The following is a 20,140-nucleotide window of genomic DNA, read 5'->3' on the forward strand; positions in this document are numbered from 1 at the left end:
CCGGATTTGCCGGGCGATGGCTCCAAGGACGCGAGCCGCGGTCCGGTCCCGTTCAGCGGCTGGAGGAATGGCCGGGGTCCAGTCAAAGCGGCCCGGCCGCAATCAGGGCTCGCCGCCTGTGGTTTTTTGAGGGGGGGTATTCATGACCATACCGATGGAACTGCAACACGCCGGGGAAGCCTTCGAGGCCTTCCTGCGGGATGCGCGCGATGAAGCGGGCCTGCCCACCCGTAACCCCACCTACACCATGGTGCAGGGCGTATTTCAGGTGTTCCGCCGGCGCTTGTCGCTCAAGGACGCCATCCGCTTCGCCAGCGTGCTGCCGCCGTTGCTCCGCGCCATTTTCGTGGACGAGTGGGACGTGGATGAGCCCCAACGCCCCTTTACGGACCGGGAGGCGATGACCCAGGAGGCGCAGGATCTTCGCCGGGACCACAACATCGCGCCCGATAGCTGCATCCGCGACGTGGCCGTTGCCCTGCGTCGCCATGTGGACGAGGCACGGTTCGACCGGCTGCTGGCCACGCTTCCCGAAGGCGCGGCCGATTTCTGGCGGGTGTAACGCCCCGCCGCCGCCTTCCGCCTCTGCTCTCTGCCGTTCTCCGATATTCGCCTTCGCAAAAATATATCGTGCGCGATTAAATCGCTGTTGACATGGTGCGACCCAGCTCATAAATATCGCACACGATCTAAACGCAAACGATGAAAAACGCCCCACCGCCGGGCGGCGGCAAAGGCCTCAAGGAGACGGAAATGCACCGCACCCAGAAAAACACGGACCGGATGGATCGCCGCGAACTGCTCGGCGTAGCGATCGGCGCGACGGCGGCCACGGCAGCCGCCGTCGGCGTCATCGGCGGACATGACGCGCAGGCGCGTCCCTCAACCAACCCCACCCCCCAGGCAAAGGAGCCCGTTGCCATGAAGACCAGCCCCAACACCATCATCACCAAGGACGGCGTTAGCCTCTACTACAAGGACTGGGGCCCGAAGGACGGCCCGGTCGTCACCCTCAGCCACGGCTGGCCACTGAGCGCCGACAGCTGGGAGAACCAGGCCTTCTTCCTCGCCAATCACGGCTTCCGCGTCGTCGCGCACGATCGCCGCGGCCACGGCCGGTCCAGCCAGCCGTGGGACGGCAACGACATGGACCACTACGCCGACGATCTGGCGGCGGTGATCGAAGCGCTGGACCTGCGCGATGTCTCCATGTTCGGCTTCTCCACCGGCGGCGGCGAAGTGGCCCGCTACGTCGGCCGCCACGGCACCTCGCGCGTCGCCCGCATCGGCCTGATCTCGGCGGTGCCGCCGCTCATGGTGCAAACGCCCGATAACCCCGGCGGCCTGCCCGTCAAGGTGTTCGACGACATCCGTGCGGCGTTTGTCGAAAACCGCTCCAAGCTGTTCCGCGACATTCCCAGCGGCCCGTTCTACAACTTCAACCGCCCGGGCGCGACGCTCGACCCCGGCCTGGTCGAGTTCTGGTGGGCGCAGGGCATGCAGGGCGGTTTCAAGAACACCTACGACTCCATCAAGGCGTTTTCCGAAACCGACTTCCGCGAGGACCTGAAGAAGTTCGACCGGCCCACGCTGATCGTCCACGGCAGCGACGATCAGGTCGTGCCCATCGATGCGGCAGGCCGCGCCTCCAAGACCCTCGTGCCCCATGCTGTGCTCAAGGTGTATGAAGGCGCCCCCCACGGCCTCACCGATACCCATAAGGACCGGCTGAACCGCGATATGCTGGAGTTCCTGCAAAGCTAGGCCCGGCAGGGCGGCGGGCGGCGGCAATCCTTCGGAAGGGCCGCCGCCTCTTGTCGTCATCCCGCGGCAAGCTTGCGATATGAGCGCACGCGATTATATCAGTTTTATGAGCAAGACCGACCCCTCCGCCGAATTCGCACCCAGCGGGCTGGACCGCTTCCTGTGCTTCGGCATCTATTCCACCGGCCTCGCCTTCAACCGGGTCTACAAGCCGCTGCTGGACAAGCTGGGCCTCACCTATCCCCAATATCTGGCGATGGTGGTGCTGTGGCAGCGCGACGGCCAGACCGTGGGGGAGCTGGGCGAGAAGCTGTTCCTCGAATCCAACACCATCACGCCGCTCATCAAGCGGCTGGAAGCCGCCGGTTACCTGACGCGGCGGCGCGACACGGCCGACGAGCGCGTGGTGCGCGTGTTCCTCACCGAAACCGGACGTGGCCTCGCCCAGCAGGCGGCCTGCGTGCCGGAGCAGATCCTCACTGCCAGCGGCATCACGCAGGAAAAACTCGACGAGATCCAGACCGCCCTCATCACCCTGCGCCGCAACCTGCGCGCCAGCGCAGGCGAGGACTGAACGGCGGGATAGGGTTTGTTGTTTGGAGGAGGGTCATGGACCCTCTTGGCAGGTCTACCTAAGGCTGGATCTTCCCCGCAGCCGCGCCGTAGACCGCATCGCGCACCTCCGTCACGAACGGGCCGCCCATGCCTTCGGGCGTGGTGTTGGTGAGCGCGACGACGGTCAGCTTCTTTTCCGGATCGACGAACCAGCTGTGGCCGTAGACGCCGCCCCACTGGAAGGTGCCCTTGGACTGGGGCGTGTTGGCGGCGGCGGGGTCGAGCAGCAGCGCCCAGCCGAGGCCGAAGCCCCAGCCGGGGCCCTGGGTTCTTGCCTCCGGGCCGGTCTGGTCGGTTATCATCTGCGCCACGGTTTCCGGCTTCAGCAGGCCGTTGCCGCCGGTGCGGATGGCCTCGAGCAGCGTGAGCACATCACCGGCCGTGCCCACCATCCCTGCGCCGCCGGAAGGGTAGGCCTGCGCGTTCAATGCGCGGCTGGGGTCGAACTCCAGGCGGCCGTCGCCCATGGGCATGATGGTGTCGTCCGTCATGCGGGCGGGGCCCTCTTCGCCGTTCAGGTAGGGCGGCACGAGGCGGGCAAGGTCAGTGACGGCAAAGCCGGTGTCCGCAATGCCGAGCGGGGCGGTGACGAGGCGTTGCACCGCGTCCTGCAGCGGCTGGCTGGTGGCCTTCTCGATCACCGCGCCGAGCACGTCGGTCGCCAGCGAATAGTGGAAGGACGTGCCGGGCTTGAAGGCGAGCGGCGTCTGCGCCAGCCGCTTGAGGTTGCCGGCGAGGTCCGTATCCGGCTGCTCCATGCCGTCGAGCACGTTGAGGCGGATGTAGGCGCTGTCCTGCGGTTCGATGAACCGGTAGCTGAGGCCGGAGGTGTGGCTGAGCAGCTGGCGCACGGTGATGTCGGGCGCAGTGCCGTCCGGCAGGCGCGGGCGGAAGTCCGGCAGCCAGCGGGTGATGGGCGCGTCCAGCGCCAAAGTGCCGTCCTCCACCAGCCGCATGGCGGCGACGGAGACGAACGGCTTGGAGACGGAGGCGAGGCGGAAGATGGCGTCCTCCCGCATCGGCACGGATTTTTCCCGGTCCGCAAGGCCAGCCGCGCGCCGGTAGACGATCTTGCCGTCCTGCGCCACGAGCACCACCGCGCCGACGATGCGGTTCTCCTCGATGGCCTTGTCGATGGCGGCATCGAGGCGGGCGGAGAGGGCGTCCGGCTTCGCTGCGGTGATCTCGGACTGGGCAGGCTCAGGCCGGTCGCAGGCGGAGACGAGCTGGACGGCGGCCAGCAGGGCAAGGGCGGGCGCAAGGCGGGATGGGCGCATGAAGAACATTCCCCTGTATCAGCGGATTAGCCGGTTGAGCATAGAAGCTGGCCCGCCCGCTTTCCAGAGGCGGGCATGGCTTCAGAAATGCGCCAGATAGCCGCCGTCGACGGGGAGCACGTGCCCGGTGATGTAGGAGGCGAGCGGGGAGGCGAGGAACACCACCGCCCCGGCGATCTCCTCAGGGTTTCCCCAGCGGCCGAGCGAGGTGCGCTTGCCGAGCCAGTCGTTGATGGCTTCATCCGCCGTCATCTCCGCGTTGGCTTGCGTAGCGAAGAAGCCGGGGGCAACGCCGTTGACCGTGATGCCGCGCGGGCCGAACTCGGCGGCCATGGCGCGGGTGAGCGCCGCCAGCCCGCCCTTGGCGGCGGTGTAGGCGGCATCGCCTGACCGGGCGATCGGCCCGGCGATGGAGGTGATGTTGATGATGCGCCCGCCCGCCGGCATGTGGCGGGCAAGGAGGCGGGAGAGGTGGAGAGGCGCGACCAGATCAACCTCGATCAGGCCTTGAATGTCGGCAAGCGGCAGATCGTCCAGTTTGCCACGGGCGCGTGCTCCGGCGTTGTTGACGAGAATATCCACCGGGCCGTGGTTTGCCACCAGCGCTTCCACGGCGGGCGCGAAGGCGTTGAGATCAGCAAGGTCGAGCCGCCATGTCAGCACGCGGGTGCCGGAGGGGTCGAGCGCGGCGGCGGCCTCATCGAGCGCCGTCTGGTCCCGCCCGTGCAGGATCACCCGCGCACCCGCTTGCACAAGCCCCCGCGCCATCTCAAACCCCAGCCCCCGGCTCGCGCCGGTCACCAAGGCCAGCCTGTCTTGCAATTCCAGTTTCATGCGGGAGCCTTGGCATATCCGCGCGCCGCCGGACAAGAGGCATGAACCCGCGCCTTGAGCTTTGGGGGCCCCCACGGCTATGGTCTGGCTCCGCGCGGGAGGCTGGGCTATGCAGCCGCTTGTCCGCCAAGCGGTGACGGGAGAACGCCATGTCCACCACCTACACCCTCGATACCTCGACCTCGCGGGCCAACCCGACGCCAACGCCGGTGCGGCGGCTCTCCGTGCCCGCCATCGCGGCGCGCAAGGGCAAGGAGCCGGTGGTGATGCTCACCGCCTACACGGCGCGCAACGCCCAGCTGCTCGACCCGCACTGCGACATGCTGCTGGTGGGCGACAGCCTGGGGCAGGTGATCTACGGCCTGCCCTCCACCGTGCCGGTGACGCTGGAGATGATGATCAATCACGGCGCGGCGGTGGTGCGCGGCTCCTATCATTCGGTCGTCATCATCGACCTGCCGTTCGGCAGCTACGAGGCCAGCCCCGAGCAGGCCTTTGCCACCGCCTCGCGCGTGCTCAAGGAAACCGGCGCGGCGGGCGTGAAGCTGGAAGGCGGCGAGGCCATGGCCCCGACCGTGCGGTTTCTGGTGGAGCGCGGCATTCCGGTGGTGGGGCATGTGGGGCTGACCCCGCAGGCGGTCAACACGCTGGGCGGCTACGGGGCGCGCGGCAAGTCGGAGGCGGAACGGGCGAAAATTCTGCGCGACGCCAAGGAAATCTCGGAGGCGGGGGCGTTCTGCATCGTCATCGAGGGCGTGGTCGAGCCGCTGGCGGTGGAGATCACCCGGTCGGTGGCGGCGGTGACCATCGGCATCGGCGCGAGCGCGGCCTGCGACGGGCAGGTGCTGGTAACGGAAGACATGCTCGGCCTGTTCGACCGGGTTCCCCGGTTCGTGCGGCGGTTCTATAATCTGGGCGAGCAGATCGACGCGGCGGCGCGCAGCTTTGCCGAGGCCGTGCGCGACCGGTCGTTCCCCGGCGAGGATAACCTGTACCAGATCCCCGCCGAATCGCTTGCGCGAAAGTCATGAGCCGCTACTAATCTGCAACGGAATATTCTTGAGATCAGGGGACACGCGTGGCCAAGGACGAAACGGGCGATCAAGGCGAAGCCTTTCTGCGCGAGGTGGACGAAGAACTCCGCCGCGATCAAATGGCCGGCCTGTGGCGGCGTTACGGCCGCTGGCTGCTCATCGGCATCGGCGCGTTCCTGATCGCGCTGGCGGCCTTCCTCTATTGGCAGGAAGAGCGGCGGGAGAAGGTCAACCAGCAGTCCGACCGGCTGGCGCGGGCGCTGACGGAACTGGACGCGGGCAATACGGACAAGGCCCTGCCGGAGCTGAAGGCGCTGGCGGGCAGCGGGACGGACGGCATCAAGGCGCTGGCCCGGCTGGCCGAGGCCGCCCAGCTGGTGCGCGGCGACGAGAAGCCGGAAGCCATCAAGGCCTATGAGGCGATCGCCGCCGACCAGTCCCTCGCCAAGCCGTTCCGCGATCTGGCCGCTTTCCGCGCCGTGCAGCTCCAGTATGATTCGATGAAGCCGGAGGAGGCCGTCGAGAAGCTGAAGCCGCTGGCGCAGGACGGCACGCCCTGGTTCGGCCCGGCGGGCGAGCTGCTGGCCGTGGCCTACATCGACTCCGGCCAGCCGCAGCTGGCCCGGGCCCTGTTCGAGGCCATCGCGGGCAACGAGGACGTGGCCCCCTCGCTGCGCGGCCGCGCCTCGCAGATGCTGACCATGCTGCCGGAAACCGCCGCCGAGGCGGCCAGCGCCGCCGCGACGGAGGCGGCCCCCGAGAAGGCGGCTTCTGAGAAGGCGGCCCCCGAGAAGGCGGCTCCTGCCGCCGCCCCGTCTGTATCTGGCGCGCCGGAGTCCAAGTGATGAAGTTTCGTACCGCCGTTTCCCTGCTGGCGCTCGCGGCGCTGGCCGCCTGCTCGGGCAGCAACAAGGACAAGCACCGCCTGCCGGGCGAGCGCATCCCCGTGCTGGCCTTCGAGCAGCAGCTCGAAGCCGATGCCACCGTCGCCGATCTCAAGGTGACGCTGCCCGCGCCCTACACCAACAAGGACTGGGCGCAGCCCGGCGGCGCGCCCGCCAAGGCCATGCACCACCTCTCCCTGCCGGAGACGCTGACCAAGGACTGGACGGTGAGCGTGGGCGAGGGCGGCAGCCGCACCGCCTATCTGCTGTCCCCGCCCATCGTGGCGGACGGCAAGCTGTTCACCATCGACACCGAGGCGACCATCCAGGCGCTGGACGCCGAGACCGGCCGCAAGCTGTGGAGCTTTACCTTCCCCAAGAAGGAGAGCAAGCGGCTCGCCTTCGGCGGCGGCGTCGCTTACGACAACGGCAAGCTCATCGCCACCTCCGGCTACGGGTTCGTGGCCGCCATCGATGCGGGCAGCGGCGAGAAGCTGTGGCAGGTGGATATGCAGGCCCCGTTCCGCGGCGCGCCCACGGTGGTGGGCGACCGGGCCTATGTGCTCACCTTCGACAACCAGCTGTTCGCGCTCTCGACCGAGAACGGCGATGTGCAGTGGGATGCCACCGGCATCGTCGAGAACGCCAGCATCCTCGGCACCGCCGCGCCCGCGGTTTCCGCCGACACGCTGGTGGTGGGCTACTCCTCGGGCGAGCTGACCGCCCTGCGCGTGGAGAACGGCCGCGTCACCTGGCAGGAACTGCTGTCCCGCACGGGCCGCACCACCGCCATCGGCGCGCTGCTCGACATCGACGCCTCGCCGGTCATCGACCGCGGCCGCGTGTTCGCCATCGGCAACGGCGGGCGCATGGTGTCGCTGGAGCTGACCACCGGCCAGCGCGTGTGGGAAATCAACCTGGGCGGCGTGCATACGCCGTGGGTCGCGGGGGACTTCATCTATGCCGTCACCAGCGAGGGCGAGCTGGTGTGCGTCACCCGCAACGAGGGGCGCATCCGCTGGCTGACCCAGTTGCAGCGCTACAAGGATGTGGAGGACAAGGAAGGCCTGGTGAGCTGGGCGGGGCCCGTTCTGGCGGGCGACCGGCTGATTCTCACCTCCTCCAACGGCTATGTGGCGACAGTCTCCCCCTACACGGGCGAGCTGATTTCGGTCGAGAAACTGGGCGAGGACACCTACCTCCAGCCGGTGGTGGCGGGCAATCGCCTCTACATTATGACGAACGACGGTCGAATTACGGCGTTTCGCTGATTGGGCGCGATTGCTCTTGTGGCCGCGCCCGGTTAAGCACGGGCCATGAAAGAGCGTCATAAACCCACGATCGTCATTATCGGCCGTCCGAACGTCGGCAAGTCCACCTTGTTCAACCGTCTGGTTGGCAAGCGGCTGGCGCTTGTCGACGACACGCCGGGCGTCACCCGCGACCGGCGCGAAGGCGACGGCACGCTGTTCGACCTGGAATTCACCATCGTCGACACGGCAGGCCTGGAGGACGCGGAGGCGGCCTCGCTCGCCGGGCGGATGCGCGCCCAGACCGAGGCCGCGCTCGACACGGCGGATTTGGCTCTGATGGTCATCGATGCCCGCGCGGGGCTGACCCCGCTCGACCGGCACTTCGCCGCATGGCTGCGGGCGCAGGACACGCCGGTCGTGTTGCTGGCCAACAAGGCCGAAGGCAAGATGGCCGAGGCGGGCTATTACGAATCCTATGCGCTGGGGCTGGGCGAGCCCATCGCCATCTCCGCCGAGCACGGCGAGGGCCTGGCGGACCTCTATCAGGCGATCGTCAAGCACGTCGGCCTGCCGCCCGAGGATGCCTTCGAGGAAGAAGACAAGTCCGAGCCCACGCCGGAGGAGGTGGCCGCCGCGCCGCTGAAGCTGGCGGTGGTGGGCCGCCCGAATGCGGGCAAGTCCACCCTCATCAACCGGCTGCTGGGCGAGGACCGCCTCGTCACCGGGCCGGAGGCGGGCATCACCCGCGATCCGATCTCGGTCGGCTGGGAGTGGCAGGGGCGGCCCGTCCGCCTCATCGACACGGCGGGACTGCGCCGCCGCGCGCGGGTGACGACCAAGCTGGAGAAGCTCTCCGCCGCCGACACCCGCCGCGCCATCGACTTCGCCGAAGTCGTCGTGCTGCTGCTGGACGCCACGCTGGGGTTGGAGGCGCAGGACCTCAAGATCGCCGACCAGGTGCTCCAGGAAGGCCGGGCGCTGGTGATCGCGCTCAACAAGTGGGATTCGGTCGAGGACCACGGCAGCCTCTACCGGGGCGTTGCCCGCGCGCTGGAGGACGGCCTTTCCCAGGTGAAGGGCGTGCCGCTCATCCCGGTCTCCGCCGCCACGGGCAAGAACCTCGACACGCTCATCAAGGCGGCGTTCGAGATCCGCGACCTGTGGAGCCGCCGCGTGCCCACCTCCCGCCTCAACGACTGGTTCGCGGCGGCGCTGGAGCGCAACCCGCCGCCCGCCCCGGGTGGCAAGCGCATCAAGCTGCGCTACATCACCCAGGCGCGCATTCGCCCGCCCTCGTTCATCGTGTTCGGCAACCGGCTGGAAGAGCTGCCCGACAGCTACCAGCGCTATCTGGTCAACCTGATGCGCGAGGAGTTGGGCTTCATGGGCGTGCCCATCCGCATCAACTTCCGCAGCCGGGAGAACCCGTTCGCCGGCAAGCCGAGGCGATAAAGGGGCGCGGGGCGTATCAGTCGCGAAAGGCGCGTTGCATGCTGACGCTTTACAGGCTCGACAATGGCCGGTTGTCCCTCTGCGAGAACGAGGGAAGCGGCAGCGAAGCCCCGGCCCCCCTCGATGCCGGGCAGCTGGCCCGAGCCGCCTGGATCGACCTGCATGAGCCGACGGACGAGGAAGAGGTGTTCGTCGAGAAGCAGCTGGGCGTGAACATCCCCACCCGGCAGCAGATCTTCGGGCTGGAGATGGCCAACCGCATCGTCGAGGAAGACAATGCGATCTACGCGCCTGCCGCGATCCTGATCGGCAGCAGCACCGATACGCCATCGCTGACGACCGTGTTCTTCATCTTCAAGGGGGCACGCTCATCACCGTGCGGCACAGCCCGGTGCGCGCGTTCGATGTGTTCGTGCAAGGGGCCTGCCGTCCCTCCGCGCCAAAATATGCGGATGGCTTCGACATTTACGTGGGGCTCATTGAACTCATCATCGACCGGCTGGCGGAGGTGCTGGGGCAGGCGGGCTCGGCGCTGGATATCATGACCCAGAACATCTTCGAGGAAGAGAAGCGGTTCCGCCGGGGCGAGATCAAGGACTTCCGCCGGGTGCTGCGCCGCCTCGGCGCCAGGGGCGACATGCTCTCCAAGGCGCGGGAGAGCCTCCTCAGCCTGTCGCGCATCAACACCTTCCTCGGCTCGGGCGCCGGCTCCCACCCGCGCCGGAAGGCGCTGAAGGGGCACTTCGAGTCCATCTCCAGCGACATCCACGCGCTCACCGACCACGTGAACTACCTCTCCAGCCGCATCTCCCTGCTGCTGGACGCCACCGTCGGCCTCATCAACCTGGAGCAGAACGGCATCATCAAGATCTTCTCGGTGGCGTCCGTCGTCTTCCTGCCGCCGACGCTGATCGCCTCCATCTACGGCATGAATTTCGAGCACATGCCCGAGCTGGGGTGGCCGCTGGGCTATCCCTTCGCCGTCGGCCTGATGATCCTCTCCGCCGTGCTGCCGTATGTGTTCTTCAAGCGCAAGGGCTGGCTTTAGGGCGGGTTCAGGCAGGAAGATGAAAGGGTCACTCGGTCCCCCATTCGTCTTTCGGGTTGCGCCCGGTCGTGCCCTCGCGCCTTCAGCCGGATGCGGCAACTCACCGGCAGGGCCGGAAGGGCCCCGCCGCTTCCGCAAGGCGCGGCCCGGTAAAAGGAACGGGGTACAGGGGACCCCAGTCCCCTGCGAAAAATCACCCTTCAAACCATCCCTCAAAACGAACCCCGCAAGGATCGTTTGACGAGAGGCATCGCGCCCGCTAGCAGCCGGATCATGCGCTTTACATCCGACAACACCGCCACCGTTTCTCCCGAAATCCTCTCGGCGATCGTCGAGGCCAATGCCGCGCCGACGACGCCTTACGACGGCGACCCGTGGTCATCGCGGCTGAGCGAGGTGTTCTCCAATTTCTTCGGCGCCGAGGTCGAGGCCTTCGCGGTGACGAGCGGCACGGCGGCCAATTCGCTGGCGCTCGCCTGCATGACGCCGCCGTTCGGCGCGGTGGTGTGCCACCGGGAAGCGCATATCAACGTGGACGAGTGCGGCGCGCCGGAGTTCTACACCGGCGGGGCCAAGCTGCTGCTGGCGGAAGGTCGCTGCGCCAAGATCACGCCGGAGAGCTTCGCTGCCGTGCTGGCGGACATGCGGGTGGGTGACGTGCACCAGGTGCAGCCCAAGGTTCTGTCGCTGACGCAGGCGACGGAGCTGGGCTGCGTCTACACGCCCGCCGAGGTGGCGGCGCTGGCCGGGGCGGCCAAGGCGCGGGGCATGACGGTGCATATGGACGGCGCGCGCTTCGCCAATGCGCTGGCGCATCTGGACTGCCACCCGGCGGACATCACCTGGAAGGCGGGCGTTGATGCGCTCAGCTTCGGCGCGACCAAGAACGGCGCGCTGGCCGCCGAGGCGGTGATCTTCTTCAACCGGGATCTGGCGGCGCAATTCCCGTTCCGGCGCAAGCGCGGCGGGCACCTGCTGTGCAAGGGGCGGTACATCAGCGCCCAGCTGCTGGCCTATATCGAGACCGGCCTGTGGCGGCGCAATGCGGAGCGGGCCAACGCCATGGCGCAGCGCCTCGCCCAGGCGGCGCGGGGGCGGCTGCTCTATCCGGTCGAGGCCAATGAGCTGTTCCTGAATGTCGGCATCGAGGGCGCGCGCCAGCTGCGGGCGGAAGGCTTCGAGTTCTACGACTGGGGCGCGGAGGGCTCGGGCCAGATCCGGCTCGTGGTGTCGTGGGATCAGGTCGAGGTGCACGTGGAGGCGTTGGCCGCCGCGCTGGAAAGCCTGCCGGTTTAAGGTCGCGCCCGGCTTCCGGGTAGCGCGGCCCCGACAGACGGGAAGAGAACTGTTTTCCTGACCGCAGCCGGGGCGGCTGTCGGCAGTCGGTGTTTTAGGGGGTCGTCATGCCTGCGTGGCTTGCGTTTTCAACCATCGTTCTGATCTGGGGCAGCACCTGGCTCGCCATCACCACCCAGCTCGGCGAGGTGCCGGCGGCGTGGTCGGTCACCTACCGCTACATCATCGCGGCGCTGGTGATCTGGTGCATCTGCGTTGCCAAGCGCGAGCCGCTGAAGGTCTCCCCGCGCCAGCACCTGATGCTGGTGACGATGGGCCTGCTGCAGTTCTGCATCAACTACATCTTCGTCTACGAGGCGGAGCGGCACATCGCCTCCGGCCTGGTGGCGGTGGCCTTCGCCATGCTGGTCATCTTCAACCCCATTCTTGCCCGCATCGTCTTCAAGCAGCGGTTCACCCCAACCCTGCTCGTAGGTGCGGTGCTGGGCGTGGCGGGCATCGCGCTCCTGTTCTCCTCGCAGATTTCCGACTTCCAGTGGCAGGACCAGGGGGTGAAGGGGCTGGCGCTGTGCCTGGCGGGCGTGCTGTCCGCCTCGGCGGGCAACCTGTTCCCGGCCTCGCGGGGCTTGAGGGGGCTGTCCATCTACACCATGAACGCCTGGGCCATGGCCTATGGCGCGGCGGCGACGGCAATGTGCGCCGTGTTCCTCGCCGGGCCGCCGGTTATCAAGCACGACCCGCTCTACTTCGGCGGGCTTCTCTATCTCGCCGTGCCGGGCTCGGTCATCGCCTTCCATCTCTACTATCAGACCATCCGCGCCTGGGGCGTGGCGCGCGCCGCCTATTCCAGCGTGCTCATCCCCGTGGTGGCGCTGGGCCTCTCCACGGTGTTCGAGGGGTACAGGTGGGGCGCCCTCGAGGTGCTGGGCGCGGCGCTGGCCATCGCCGGCACGCTGGTCGCCGTCATCAGCCGGGGGCAGGGGAAGCGCGCAAAGGGCTGACCGCTCTCTGACGGGCGGATTTCCGGGAAAATTGCGGTCAATGGCAGGCCGTATCAATCAATGGTTAACCGTCCGTCAGTAGTGCTGCGCCTTCCCTCGTGTAAGGTTGCGGTATGTCCCTCTCCAAGAAGTTGTTTATTCCCATCGCCATCCTCGCCGCGGTGTGCGTTGGCCTGGCGATGTGCGGCTTTTGGGCTCTCTCGGCGCTGGATGACGTCACGTCGGCGCGAAGGGTCGCCCAGCAGGAGCTTTACGAAATCAGCGAAATCCGCTCGCTCAGCCGCTCCTTGCAGCGCGACACGCTCAACCTGATTTTCGAGCCCGATGCGGGGGAGCGCCAGATTATCGCCGAGAAGCTGGAAACCCGCTTTCCCGCCATGCAGAAATCGGTGAAGCGCCTGGAGGATATGCTGAGCGAGGCGGACCGGGAGCGGCTGGGCAGCGACTTCGGCGCTCTGCAATCCGTGGTCATTGCCGAGCTTGAGGCCATCCAGCAGGCTTCGGCGCATAAAAGTGCCGACGCGCTGTTCGGCCAGTTCCGTCTGCGGGTGCGCCCGGCGGAGCGGGCCGCATCGGCGGCGACGGACACTTTTGACGCCTACAAGCGCCAGCAGTTTGAAAAGCTCGCGGCCGAAGCGAGGCGGGTGCGCGCGCTCTCCCGGCTGATCCTCATTGGCGCGAGCCTGCTGGGCCTGGGGCTCGCCCTGCCGTTGGCGGCGCGGATCACGTCTCGCGGGGTCAACCGGCCGCTGCGCGACCTGGCGGCGGCGATGGAGCGGCTGGCCAGGGGCGACACCACCATGGGCGTGCCCATGGCGACGCGCGAGGACGAGATCGGCGCCATGGCCCGCGCCGTGGCCATCTTCCGCGATGCCACCCTTGAGCGCAATTCGCTCCAGGAACAGCAGGCGCAGTCCATGGCGGAGCAGAAGCGGCTGATGGAAGAGCAGACGGTGCTGCAGGCCGAGCGGATGGCCGAGCAGGAGCGCCAGCTGGAAGCGGCGCGCCAGCAGGAGGCGCGGGCAAAGCAGCTGAGCGCGCTGGTTGAGGCGTTCGAGCAGCAGGTGGCGCGTTCGCTTGGCGCCGTCGCCCAGTCGAGCGGGCACCTCCTCAAGACGGCCGACCTGATGACCGGCGCGGTGGACGACACCAACGCGCGGACCCAGGCCGTGGACAGCGCCTCCGCCGAGGCGTCCAGCAACGTGCAGATGGTGGCGGCGGCAACCGAGGAGATGACCGCCTCCATCGAGGAGATTTCCCGGCAGATCATGTCCGCCAAGGGCATCGTCGACCAGGTGTCGGCGGAGGCGGTGGAGACAACGCAGAACATGCAGCGCCTCGTCTCGGTTTCCGAGCAGGTGGCCCAGATCGTCGGCATCATCGGCGCCATTGCCGAGCAGACCAACCTGCTCGCGCTGAACGCCACCATCGAGGCCGCCCGGGCGGGCGACAGCGGGCGCGGCTTCGCCGTGGTGGCAAGCGAGGTCAAGGGGCTGGCCAATCAGGTGGCGCGGGCAACCCAGGAAATCACCGCCAAGGTGGAGGCCATGCAGACGGAGGCCACCACGTCGGCAACCGCGCTCGACCGGATGGGCGAGACCATCGGCCGGATGACGGAGATTTCCGCCGTCATCGCCGCCGCCATGGAAGAGCAGAACGCCACCATGCGGGAGATCGCCCGCAGCGTGCAGAACGCGGCGAACGGCACCGAGCAGGTGGCCCGCAACATTCGCGGCGTGACGGACGCGGCCAGCGCGACCGCCCAGGCGGCGCTGGAGGTGCGTGCGGCCTCTGAGACCCTGTCGCAGGAGGCGGAGGCGTTGCGCCAGGGGGTCGGCGCCTTCCTCGATCAGGTGCGGGTGGCCTGAGCCGGAAAATCGGGCGAAGCTGGTTGCGGGGCGAGACCAGCCTCGGCAATGCCCCGTAAAGGCGCATAGAGGCACCTTACAGCGCCAAGACAGACCTGTCCGCTACCACCCTAGCGGAGATAGGCAAAAACCTCTCAGCGGGCGTTTAAACCCCCGTAGCGTCGATTTCGTGTTTTGCGCGAAATTGGCCTGCGGGGGTTCTGCTATTGGGGGTGAAGCTGTCATTCCCCGGCGGCGAGGCAGGCGCGCAGGCCTTCCCGGTAAGAGGGATAGAGAAGCCGGTAGCCGAGCCGCTGCTTCAGCCTGTCGTTCTTCACCTTCCGGCTTTCGGCATAGAAGCCGCGGGCCATGGGCGAAAGCCCCGCCTCCTCCAGCGTTTGCAGCGGCGGGCAGGGCACGCCCAGCAACTCGCAGGCGTATTTAATCACCGCATGGCCGGGGGCGGGCTCGTCATCCGCCACGTTGTAGAGGCTGGCCTGCCCTGGCGCATCCGGCCGGGCGAGCGAGGCCATCAGCGCCCCGACGATATCCTCCACATGGATGCGGCAGAACACGTGGCCGGGCGCATCGATGCGGTGGGCCTTGCCCGCCCGCACCCGGTCGAGCGCCGAGCGGCCGGGCCCGTAGATGCCGGGCAGGCGGAAGATGTGCACCGGAGCTTTCGATTCCCGCGCCAGCGCCTGCCAGCCGAGATCCGCCTCCACCCGCGCCGAGCGCCGTCCGCCGCCGAGCGGGGACGCTTCGTCCACCCAGCCGCCCTGCGTATCGCCGTAGACGCCGGTGGACGACAGGTAGCCGATCCACCGCGCCGGGGCCGCCCGCAGCGCCGCGCCGTATCGGCGCAGCACCGGGTCCGGCAGGCCCATGTCATCGTCCGGCGGTACGGAGGACAGAACGGCATCCGCCTCGCCAATCCAGCGCTCGACCGCCGGGTCGTCGAACGCCAGCGCCTCGACGCTTTCCATGGCCCCAGGCGTGCGGCGCGTGCCCGCCACCCGCCAGCCCTCCGCAACCAGACGGGCGGCAAAGCGGCTGGCCGTGTAGCCAAGGCCGAAAATCAAACAGCTGCGGGTGCTCATGGGGCGGGTTTAACGTGAATTGCCTGTTTTGGGCAGGAGAGACTTGCCCCCTCCTGCGCCTCCCATTCGTTTTATCGGGCCGCGCTCGCCATTTACCCCGGCGCTTTTTCACCCCGGCCTCGCGCGGCGGTTCGACCGGGTGCATCCCGTCCAAACGAATGGGGGATCGCAAGGGGGGCAAAGCCACGGGCTGAGCGTCCCCCTTGCATCTTCCTTGGCTTGTACGCTTCCGCGCACGGGAGGGGGGCAGGGCCCCCTTTCTCCCTTCAGCGACCTACTGGGCCATCCCCACGGCCGTGGTGTCGGCGGGCGGCGGGGCGGACAGGTTTTCCGCCTTCCAGCGCATGGACATGCGGATGCGGCTGGCCCCGCTGGGGTGGTCGAAGAAGATGATTTCCTCCAGCGGGGAGGGATTGAGTTTGCGGTAGGTGGACAGTTTCAGCGCGGTGGTGGCAAAGCCATCCGGCTCGCGGGCGGCGTTGAGGCCGAAGATATCGGCCTGCGTTTCCGCCGTGCGGGTGATGGTGTTGGTGACCGGCGTTGCCAGGAAGAAGAAGACGCTGAGCACGGCGATAAGAGCGGGCAGCCCGGCGATGTCGTCCAGCCCGCGCACGCCCCAGCGCTCGCCGTGGCGGGCGATGAGCCACTTCAGGCCGAAGTGGACGAAGGCGAAGCCGGCTGCGAACACCAGACCGAAGGACATCAGCAGGAACAGCGAGTGGTCCAGCACATAGTGGCCCAGCTCGTGGCCCATCACCGCCTTGATTTCCTCAGGGCTTCCCTGGTTCAGCAGGTTGTCGTTGAGGGAAATGCGGATGGTCGAGCCCAGCCCGCTGACGTTGGCGGAGATGCGGCTGGTCTGCCGCGAGGCGTCGACCACATAGACGTTGTCCGCCGGCACGCCGTTGGCGCGGGCCATGGAGAGCACCTGCTCGTGCACCGGCCCCTCGGCCAGCGGCGTGTAGCTGTTGAACAGCGGCTGGATGAACACCGGCGCAATGAAGGAGGCAAAGGCGATGAGGACGACGGCCAGCCCCGCGCCCCATACCCACCAGGTGCGCTGGGCGCGGCGGATGATGGCATAGAGCACGGCCAGCGCCGGGGCGAGCAGCACGAGGTTGACCACCTCGCTGATGGAGAAGTCCCGCAGCCATCCCCCGAAGCTCTGGTTGGAGAGGCCGTACTGGTGCTCGCGGAAGAAGCTTTCATAGAGCGTCCAGGGCAGGCTGAGCAGCGTCGCCAGCACCAGGTAGACGGCGGCATAGCCCAGGTTCTGGAGCCAGCGGCGCTTCGTGCGCGCCTCCATCCAGCCGCGCACGCGGGCCGAGATGCCGAAGCGCAGCAGCACCCACGCGACGGCCAGCGCCCAGAGGGTGCCCCACAGCAGCATCCAGTAGCCGCCCTCGAAGTAGGCGTCGGACTTGGCCCGCGCCTCGCCGGAGACGGTGGCCAGGTAGCGCTGGGTCTCAAGCTCGACATCGAAGGCGGGCGCAGGCGCTGCGGCTTCTGCGGCTGGCGGCGCGGCAACATCGGTTGCTTCGGTTGCGGTGATGCCCGGACCGGCGGCTTGCGGCGCGGCGGCTTGCGAACCGGCGACGGGCAGCGAAAGGGCGCTCAGAAACAGAGCGGCCCCCACCCAGAGAATTGGTCGTTGCATATATTGATTAACCCCCCGAAAATTCTTCCAAAAGCCTAGGATTAAATGGTTTTGAATGAAACTATCTTTTGAGGGTAGGTGCCTGCAGGAGGGCGCATGGAAGAGACAGGCCGGGTCTATAGGGGTGAACCCTCGGGCCTTACACGGGAAATCCTTGCTGCCGCCCAGGCCATGGACCTGCCGCGCGCGTTCCGCCCGAGGAGTCTGGCGGTGCGGGAAGCGCGGGAGTACGCCTTGCGCCTCCCCGGTATGACAGGCGCTCTGGCCCCTTGCATGCCCTAAGCTTGCCGTTCAGTGACGAGCACCAATATCCAGAGAACAAGCGTAGTCTATCCCCGGCCGCCTCTTCCGGCGGCGTTTTGTGAAAGCGGTTTCTTCCCATGCTTGATGCACAGGCGACCCCCCAGGCAATCCTGCTCAAGGACTACCAGCCCCCGCGTTTCCTCATCCCCGAGATCCAGCTGGACTTCGATCTCGACGACACCGCGACCCGGGTGACCAGCCGGTTCACCGCGGTTCGTAACGGCAGCCACAAACAGTCGCTGGTGCTGGACGGCCGCGATCTGAAGCTTCTCTCCGTCTCGGTGGACGGCAAGCCGCTGGAGCCGGGCGGCTACCGCCAGAACCGCGAGCAGCTGGCCATTCCGCTGAAGGGCCCGCGCGCCGAAATCGAGATCGTCACGCAGGTGAACCCGGCCGCCAACACCCAGCTGATGGGCCTCTACATGTCCGGCGGCATCTTCTGCACCCAGTGCGAGGCCGAAGGCTTCCGCCGCATCACCTACTTCATCGACCGGCCGGACGTGATGAGCCGCTACCGCACCACCGTCAGGGCGGACAAGGCGCGCTTCCCGGTGCTGCTCTCCAATGGCAACCCGGCGGGGCAGGGCGATTTGCCCGATGGCCGCCACTGGGCCACGTGGGACGACCCGTTCCCCAAGCCGTGCTATCTGTTCGCGCTGGTGGCGGGCGACCTCAAGCCCTTCTCCGACAGCTTCACCACCATGTCGGGCCGCAAGGTCGCGCTCAACATCTGGGTGAAGGAAGGCGACCTCGACCGCTGCCGGCACGCCATGGAGGCGCTGAAGAAATCCATGCGCTGGGACGAGGAGAAGTTCGGGCGCGAGTATGATCTCGATGTTTTCAACATCGTCGCCGTGGGAGACTTCAACTTCGGCGCGATGGAGAACAAGGGCCTGAACATCTTCAACTCGAAGTATGTGCTGGCCGCCCAGGAAACCGCGACGGACATGGACTTCGACGCGGTGGAAAGCGTCATCGCCCACGAATATTTCCACAACTGGACCGGCAACCGCGTGACCTGCCGGGACTGGTTCCAGCTGAGCCTGAAGGAAGGGCTGACCGTCTTCCGCGACCAGGAGTTCTCGGCCGATCACGGCTCGCGCGCGCTGAAGCGCATCGAGGATGTGAGAACGCTGCGCGCCGGGCAGTTTCCCGAGGACTCGGGGCCGCTTGCTCACCCGGTGCGGCCCGAGAGCTACATCGAGATTTCCAACTTCTACACCGCGACCGTCTACAACAAGGGCGCGGAAGTCATCCGCATGATGGCGACGCTCCTGGGCGAGGAGAAGTTCCGCGCCGGGCTCGACCTCTACTTCGCCCGCCACGACGGGCAGGCGGTGACCTGCGACGATTTCGTGGCGGCGATGGAGGAGGCGGGCGGCGTCGACCTCAGCCAGTTCAAGCTGTGGTATTCGCAGGCGGGCACGCCCCATCTGGAAGCATGGCTCGACTACGACGAGGCCGCGCAGCGGGCCTGCCTGCGCGTGAAGCAGACCATCCCCGACACGCCGGGCCAGACGGGCAAGAAGCCCATGCACATTCCGCTGCGGGTGGCGCTGTTCGGCGCGCAATCGGGGCGGAATCTCACGGGCGACCAGTTGGTTGAGCTGCGTCACGCGGAAGAGACGGTGGTGTTCGAGGGGCTGACCGAGCGGCCGGTGCCCTCGCTCCTGCGCGGCTTCTCGGCCCCGGTGGTGCTGAAGGCCCCGATGGACCGCTCGGACCTCGCGTTTCTTGCCCGTCACGACGATGACCCCTTCGCCCGCTTCGAGGCGATGCAGCGGCTCGGCCTTGACCTGATGCTGGAGCAGATCAACGCCCACGCCACCGGCAAGGGGGTGTCGGTCGCGCCGGTGCTGGTGGAAACGGTAGAGGCCATCCTCAAGGAAGCCCTCAGCGGCGCGCTGGACCCGGCGCTGGCCGCCGAGGCGGTGAGCCTGCCGAGCGAATCCTACGTAGGCGACCAGATGGCGATCGTGGATGTGGACGGCATTCACGCCGTGCGCCAGCAGTTCCGCCAGACGCTGACCGCGCGCCTGCGCCCGCTGTGGTGGGATGTCTACCGCCAGATGCAGGACGCTTCTTACGTCTTCACGCCGGAAGCCAAGGCCCGGCGGCGGCTGAAGAACACGGCGCTGCAATATTTGATGGTGGAGGACGGCGCGGAGGCGGGCGGGGCGGCCGCCGAGGCGGCGGCGGCGTGCGTCGCCCAGTTCAGGCAGGCCGACAACATGACTGATCGCATCGTGGCGCTGGGCGCGCTCGTCAACTCCGCCGCGCCGGAGCGCGAGGCGGCCCTCCAGCAGTTCTACGACGACTGGGCGGGCGATGCCCTGGTGATCGACAAGTGGTTCACGTTGCAGGCCCTCTCCATCCGCCCGGATACGCTGGAGCAGGTGACGGCGCTCACCCGGCACCCGGCCTTCACGCTTACCAACCCCAACCGCCTGCGCTCCCTCGTTGGCGCGTTCAGCATGAACCAGGTGCGCTTCCATGCGGCGAGCGGCGGCGGCTACCGGTATCTGGCCGATCAGGTGATCGCGGTTGACAAGCTGAACCCGCAAACCGCCGCGCGGCTGGTGGCCCCGCTGGGGCGCTGGCAGCGCTTCGACCAAAGCCGCGCCAGCCTGATGCGCCGCCAGCTGGAGCGCATCCTCGGCGTCTCGGGCCTCTCCAAGGACGTGTACGAGATGGTCTCGAAAAGCCTCGGGTGAGGGGCTCAAGGGGAAGGGAGGTGCAGGGGGGCAAGACCCCTGCACCTCCGGAGACAGGCTT

Annotated in this window: 16 protein-coding genes; 12 read left to right on the forward strand and 4 right to left on the reverse strand. The window is 67.6% G+C overall.

What is annotated here, in order from left to right; genetic code table 11:
• Positions 1–142: 142 nt before the first annotated feature.
• The 3 genes from L0C21_RS04115 (at position 143) to L0C21_RS04125 (ending at position 2,338) form a co-directional block, all read left to right on the forward strand.
• The gene (locus L0C21_RS04115) at positions 143–562 is read left to right on the forward strand and encodes a DUF2267 domain-containing protein (RefSeq protein WP_259277153.1); all 420 of its coding nucleotides are present in this window, start codon (positions 143–145) and stop codon (positions 560–562) included.
• 359 nt (positions 563–921) lie between these two features.
• Positions 922–1,764, forward strand: a complete 843-nt coding sequence (locus L0C21_RS04120) for an alpha/beta fold hydrolase (protein WP_259278812.1) — start codon at positions 922–924, stop codon at positions 1,762–1,764.
• 79 nt (positions 1,765–1,843) lie between these two features.
• Positions 1,844–2,338, forward strand: coding sequence for a MarR family winged helix-turn-helix transcriptional regulator (locus L0C21_RS04125; protein ID WP_374940218.1), 495 nt, complete (start codon positions 1,844–1,846; stop codon positions 2,336–2,338).
• A gap of 58 nt (positions 2,339–2,396) precedes the next feature.
• Here the strand turns inward: L0C21_RS04125 and L0C21_RS04130 are convergent, their stop codons facing one another.
• On the reverse strand, positions 2,397–3,656 hold the full coding sequence (locus L0C21_RS04130; protein ID WP_259277154.1) for a serine hydrolase domain-containing protein: 1,260 nt from the start codon (positions 3,654–3,656) through the stop codon (positions 2,397–2,399).
• A gap of 81 nt (positions 3,657–3,737) precedes the next feature.
• On the reverse strand, positions 3,738–4,490 hold the full coding sequence (locus L0C21_RS04135; RefSeq protein ID WP_259277155.1) for an SDR family oxidoreductase: 753 nt from the start codon (positions 4,488–4,490) through the stop codon (positions 3,738–3,740).
• 149 nt (positions 4,491–4,639) lie between these two features.
• Between L0C21_RS04135 and panB the strand changes: the two genes are divergently transcribed.
• The 8 genes from panB (at position 4,640) to L0C21_RS04175 (ending at position 14,326) form a co-directional block, all read left to right on the forward strand.
• The gene (panB, locus tag L0C21_RS04140) at positions 4,640–5,521 is read left to right on the forward strand and encodes a 3-methyl-2-oxobutanoate hydroxymethyltransferase (RefSeq protein ID WP_259277156.1); all 882 of its coding nucleotides are present in this window, start codon (positions 4,640–4,642) and stop codon (positions 5,519–5,521) included.
• Between the two features lie 47 nt (positions 5,522–5,568).
• Positions 5,569–6,369 carry a tetratricopeptide repeat protein gene (locus tag L0C21_RS04145; RefSeq protein ID WP_259277157.1) on the forward strand — a complete coding sequence of 267 codons (801 nt, stop codon included), beginning with the start codon at positions 5,569–5,571 and terminating at the stop codon, positions 6,367–6,369.
• Positions 6,369–7,679: an outer membrane protein assembly factor BamB family protein gene (locus tag L0C21_RS04150; protein WP_259277158.1), complete on the forward strand. Its 1,311-nt coding sequence runs from the start codon at positions 6,369–6,371 to the stop codon at positions 7,677–7,679. The genes L0C21_RS04145 and L0C21_RS04150 overlap by 1 nt, the downstream gene beginning before the upstream one ends.
• A 45-nt stretch (positions 7,680–7,724) precedes the next feature.
• Positions 7,725–9,113, forward strand: coding sequence for a ribosome biogenesis GTPase Der (gene der, locus L0C21_RS04155; protein ID WP_259277159.1), 1,389 nt, complete (start codon positions 7,725–7,727; stop codon positions 9,111–9,113).
• 376 nt (positions 9,114–9,489) lie between these two features.
• Positions 9,490–10,161, forward strand: coding sequence for a CorA family divalent cation transporter (locus tag L0C21_RS04160; RefSeq protein WP_510380958.1), 672 nt, complete (start codon positions 9,490–9,492; stop codon positions 10,159–10,161).
• 273 nt (positions 10,162–10,434) lie between these two features.
• Positions 10,435–11,457 carry a threonine aldolase family protein gene (locus L0C21_RS04165; protein WP_259277160.1) on the forward strand — a complete coding sequence of 341 codons (1,023 nt, stop codon included), beginning with the start codon at positions 10,435–10,437 and terminating at the stop codon, positions 11,455–11,457.
• A 107-nt stretch (positions 11,458–11,564) separates the two neighbouring features.
• A complete protein-coding gene (locus tag L0C21_RS04170; protein WP_259277161.1) occupies positions 11,565–12,458 on the forward strand; it encodes a DMT family transporter in 894 nt (297 codons plus the stop codon).
• A gap of 113 nt (positions 12,459–12,571) precedes the next feature.
• On the forward strand, positions 12,572–14,326 hold the full coding sequence (locus L0C21_RS04175; RefSeq protein ID WP_259277162.1) for a methyl-accepting chemotaxis protein: 1,755 nt from the start codon (positions 12,572–12,574) through the stop codon (positions 14,324–14,326).
• Between the two features lie 221 nt (positions 14,327–14,547).
• On the opposite strand, the gene L0C21_RS04180 is transcribed toward L0C21_RS04175, so the two are convergent.
• Both L0C21_RS04180 and L0C21_RS04185 read right to left on the reverse strand, forming a co-directional pair.
• Positions 14,548–15,405, reverse strand: a complete 858-nt coding sequence (locus L0C21_RS04180; protein WP_259277163.1) for an SDR family oxidoreductase — start codon at positions 15,403–15,405, stop codon at positions 14,548–14,550.
• A 274-nt stretch (positions 15,406–15,679) separates the two neighbouring features.
• The gene (locus L0C21_RS04185; RefSeq protein ID WP_259277164.1) at positions 15,680–17,062 is read right to left on the reverse strand and encodes a M48 family metallopeptidase; all 1,383 of its coding nucleotides are present in this window, start codon (positions 17,060–17,062) and stop codon (positions 15,680–15,682) included.
• A 380-nt stretch (positions 17,063–17,442) separates the two neighbouring features.
• Here L0C21_RS04185 and pepN point away from each other — a divergent pair, with 380 nt between their 5' ends.
• Positions 17,443–20,079, forward strand: a complete 2,637-nt coding sequence (pepN, locus tag L0C21_RS04190) for an aminopeptidase N (RefSeq protein ID WP_259277165.1) — start codon at positions 17,443–17,445, stop codon at positions 20,077–20,079.
• Positions 20,080–20,140: the final 61 nt, after the last annotated feature.

The organism is Pedomonas mirosovicensis (genome assembly GCF_022569295.1).
GTDB classification, from domain to species: domain Bacteria; phylum Pseudomonadota; class Alphaproteobacteria; order Sphingomonadales; family Sphingomonadaceae; genus Pedomonas; species Pedomonas mirosovicensis.

Coding starts and splice junctions, on each gene's coding strand:
- L0C21_RS04175 (WP_259277162.1), top strand. CDS start 12,572: ATGTCCCTCTCCAAGAAGTTGTTTATTCCCATCGCCATCCTCGCCGCG.
- L0C21_RS04180 (WP_259277163.1), bottom strand. CDS start 15,405: ATGAGCACCCGCAGCTGTTTGATTTTCGGCCTTGGCTACACGGCCAGC.
- L0C21_RS04115 (WP_259277153.1), top strand. CDS start 143: ATGACCATACCGATGGAACTGCAACACGCCGGGGAAGCCTTCGAGGCC.
- L0C21_RS04120 (WP_259278812.1), top strand. CDS start 922: ATGAAGACCAGCCCCAACACCATCATCACCAAGGACGGCGTTAGCCTC.
- L0C21_RS04135 (WP_259277155.1), bottom strand. CDS start 4,490: ATGAAACTGGAATTGCAAGACAGGCTGGCCTTGGTGACCGGCGCGAGC.
- pepN (WP_259277165.1), top strand. CDS start 17,443: ATGCTTGATGCACAGGCGACCCCCCAGGCAATCCTGCTCAAGGACTAC.
- panB (WP_259277156.1), top strand. CDS start 4,640: ATGTCCACCACCTACACCCTCGATACCTCGACCTCGCGGGCCAACCCG.
- L0C21_RS04185 (WP_259277164.1), bottom strand. CDS start 17,062: ATGCAACGACCAATTCTCTGGGTGGGGGCCGCTCTGTTTCTGAGCGCC.
- L0C21_RS04125 (WP_374940218.1), top strand. CDS start 1,844: ATGAGCGCACGCGATTATATCAGTTTTATGAGCAAGACCGACCCCTCC.
- L0C21_RS04150 (WP_259277158.1), top strand. CDS start 6,369: ATGAAGTTTCGTACCGCCGTTTCCCTGCTGGCGCTCGCGGCGCTGGCC.
- der (WP_259277159.1), top strand. CDS start 7,725: ATGAAAGAGCGTCATAAACCCACGATCGTCATTATCGGCCGTCCGAAC.
- L0C21_RS04165 (WP_259277160.1), top strand. CDS start 10,435: ATGCGCTTTACATCCGACAACACCGCCACCGTTTCTCCCGAAATCCTC.
- L0C21_RS04170 (WP_259277161.1), top strand. CDS start 11,565: ATGCCTGCGTGGCTTGCGTTTTCAACCATCGTTCTGATCTGGGGCAGC.
- L0C21_RS04130 (WP_259277154.1), bottom strand. CDS start 3,656: ATGCGCCCATCCCGCCTTGCGCCCGCCCTTGCCCTGCTGGCCGCCGTC.